The following is a 3,336-nucleotide window of genomic DNA, read 5'->3' as shown; positions in this document are numbered from 1 at the left end:
TCTTCCATGTCACTTAATTTATCAGATTTTCTCCCCTTTTTGGGCTATTTCTCTTCTATCCCCCCTGAACGGTTACGCTGTCTGTGAAGTATTATCAAGTTTTGCCATGATGCGAGCGAGACTAAATCTGCGTTTGCCTTGCCCAAACTTTCCCTCAATTGCATTTCTAATCCTCTCGTCTTCTAAGGCTTGCTTCTTTTTTTCTTTACTCACATTTGCTGGGGGTCTTCCTAGGGGTGGCCCACTGATTCTCATTCCTTTTTCTTGGCACCATGCTCGGTTTTCCCGATTTCGGTAAATGCGATCTGCATGAACTGATTCTGGATAGTATCCCGTGAACCTATGATATGCTTCTACTTGTGCTTTTAAGTCCCCTGACTCGTTAAAATTATCCCAGCTCATCCGGTTTAAAAATACATATCCTTCAAAACAACTGGCTGATAGTTTGGCTCTAAACTATACGCTTTTCCCGGCTTTTCCTCTGACTATGGGACGGATGTGGGGTTGACTTAAACTTACTATTCTATCCTCAATACTCTGTTTATTGTTGTCAAATAACCACTGTTGTTGGCGAGCGACTTCTGTGAGGACTAGCAAGGTTTTATATGGCTTTTTATTCAGACCCTCTAGGCTCGCACCTGAAGCGATTAGCTGTTCAATATGAGCTAAGTTTCTTTTGATATATTGAAGTTGTTTTTTAATTGCCTGTCTTCTTTTGCTGCGAGTGGGTCGTCTTTGTTTGGCTACTGCTAAGTAGTCTTTCCTGGCTAGATTACGGTAGGTTCTTGGTTTTTTATGGTTTTTTTCTTTGATTTGTTTATACAGAATGTCTATAATTTTTTCTGTATGAACTCTGGCTCCGTTTAATAGTCCTAAGTCGGTCGGATAACTAATATCGGCTGGAGCACAGGTTGCATCTACGATCAACTTTCCGCGATTGGTTGGCTCATTTTGGGCGTCCGAATCCTTTTTTTTTTCTGGTTTAACTGGGCTGATGGAGCGGATTTTCTTAACCATTCGTTCGTTGACTTTATTAATTAGGTTGGGACTAATTCGTTGCCGAAAATGAACTAATAGAGATGGGTCAAAGGGTAGCTCGTTACTGTAGCTTGATTGACCAATAAAGTATTGTAGGTAGGGGTTTTCGCGGATCTGTTCTACTGTTTCGCGAGCGCTAATTAAGAGTTTTTCTTTGATAATTAATGCCCCCAACGCCATCCGAAAGGATTTAGCTGGTGCGCCCTTTTCGCTGGGGAAGCTTTGGGCATATTCTGACTCAAATTCTGACCACGGGATTAGTTGAGCCATTTTTACCCAACGGTTGTCCGCAGACAACCTTCCTCCGAAGGGCAGTTCAAACTCGCATGAGGGGCTTGGGGCAAGCTCAGCTTTTTTGTACACGATCGCAGGTGGTGATGCACGGGTTTTGACCTATTCTACCTGTTTATTTTGCACTTTACCCTCGCCAAGAGCGATCGCACTTGACGTAGCCTGGGTTTTGATCGCGCGATCGAGAATAAAGTCGCCGTGATAAACAGGTAGAATAGGTCAAAACCCGTGCATCACCACCTGCGATCGTGTACAAAAAAGCTGAGCTTGCTACTCCCTCACCTTCCGACTTTGAACTCCCCTCATGTGGAAAACTGTCACTCCTCAACCGTTGGGTACAAATGGCCGAACTAATCCCGTGGTCAGAATTTGAAGCAGAATATGCTAAAAACTTTCCTACAGAAAAGGGCGCACCAGCTAAATCCTTTCGGATGACATTGGGGGCATTAATTATTAAAGAAAAATTAGGAATTAGCGCTCGGGAAACAGTAGAACAGATCCGCGAAAACCCCTATCTACCATACTTCATCGGTCAATCAAGCTACAGCAATGAACTACCATTTGACCCATCACCCCGCCGTACATTTTCGGCAACGAATCAGTCCCAACCTAATTAATAAAGTGAACGAACGCATGGTTGAAAAAATGCGAGACATCACGCCTGTCAAACCCGAAAAAAAAAAGGATTCGGACGTCAAAAATGAGTCACCCAATCGCGGTAAGTTGATCGTAGATGCAACCTGCGCCCCAGCCGACATTAGTTATCCGACCGACTTAGGACTATTAAACGGAGCCAGAGTTCATACAGAAAAAATCATAGATATCCTGTATAAACAAATCAAAGAAAAAAACCATAAAAAACCAAGAACCTACCGTAATTTAGCAAGAAAAGACTACTTAGCAGTAGCGAAACAAAGACGACCCACACGCAACAAAAGAAGACAGGCAATTAAAAAACAACTCCAATATATCAAAAGAAACCGGGAGCATATTGAACAGCTAATCGATTTAGGTGCGACCCTAGAATGTCTGAATAAAAAGCAATATAAAACCTTGCTAGTTCTCACAGAAGTCGCGCGCCAACAGCAATGGTTATTTGACAATAATAAACAGAGTATTGAGGATAGAATAGTAAGTTTAAGCCAACCCCACATCCGTCCCATAGTCAGGGGAAAAGCTGGGAAAAGCGTAGAATTTGGAGCCAAACTATCAGCCAGTTGTTTTGAAGGATATGTATTTTTAGACCAGATGAGCTGGGATAATTTCAACGAATCAGGGGACTTAAAAGCCTAAGTAGAAGCATATCATAGGTTCACGGGATATTATCCAGAGTCCGTTCATGCAGATCGGATTTATCGTACAAGAGAGAACCGAGCTTGGTGCAAAGAAAGAGGAATTAGAATTAATGGGCCGCCCCTAGGGCGTCGGTTCAGTAAAAAGACTTGACAAAACCGAGCAAATGTGTATCTACCTGCTTGATTCAACTACAGTGCGGCCTGTTGTATTAGTAAAACCTCATTCATTCGAGCAATGACATGAAGATTATGGACAACAGCCACTCGTCTGAGGTCGAAGAGGTTTTTGCGCTGTTTAATATAACGGGCACGTTTGTCCTGCCACTGTCCGATATGAGCGAGAGAGTGTTCTACAGACGTTCTCTCCCTCAGTTGAGCGCGACCGCTTGAGGTAGATTGACCCTGACGTAATTCCTGCATCAATCCTTCATCGGGATGGATAGATACAGCGTATTCCAGGTTTATGAAGTACAGTAGCAGCAGCTTGTAAACCAGTTTTTAAAGTGCTTAGGATTGACCAAATAAGCGGGCCGTAGCTAGCAAGATGTCAACCATCTTGGTGGTGGTTGGTGAGAACTGACGTAAAAAAGATTTGAGTTGCGACCACCATAATTCTATAGGATTGAAATCGGGAGGTAAGGATTCAGGTCTGAAAAAGGGGAATGAGCTCAGGCCGAGCCAAGTCACAAGAATGGGCAGAAATAGCCTCACG

General features: G+C 43.3%; 4 pseudogenes. 1 reads left to right on the top strand and 3 read right to left on the bottom strand.

The features are described 5' to 3' along the window. Positions 1 to 75: 75 nt before the first annotated feature. Positions 76 to 1,401 (bottom strand): annotated as a pseudogene (locus tag QUB33_RS28925) (IS5 family transposase); the annotation flags it as partial. A 176-nt stretch (positions 1,402 to 1,577) separates the two neighbouring features. On the opposite strand from QUB33_RS28925, the pseudogene QUB33_RS28920 reads away from it, so the two are divergent. Beyond that, positions 1,578 to 2,754 (top strand): annotated as a pseudogene (locus tag QUB33_RS28920) (IS5 family transposase); the annotation flags it as partial. Between the two features lie 59 nt (positions 2,755 to 2,813). On the opposite strand, the pseudogene QUB33_RS28915 reads toward QUB33_RS28920, so the two are convergent. Continuing rightward, positions 2,814 to 3,074 (bottom strand): annotated as a pseudogene (locus QUB33_RS28915) (IS5/IS1182 family transposase); the annotation flags it as partial. A 57-nt stretch (positions 3,075 to 3,131) separates the two neighbouring features. Next, positions 3,132 to 3,336, bottom strand: a pseudogene (locus QUB33_RS28910) (hypothetical protein); the annotation flags it as partial.

Source organism: Microcoleus sp. B3-A4, assembly GCF_036705385.1.
Classification (GTDB): Bacteria; Cyanobacteriota; Cyanobacteriia; order Cyanobacteriales; family Microcoleaceae; genus Microcoleus.
Note: the sequence above shows the minus strand (reverse complement) of the source record. Positions and strands in the feature narration are given on the sequence as shown.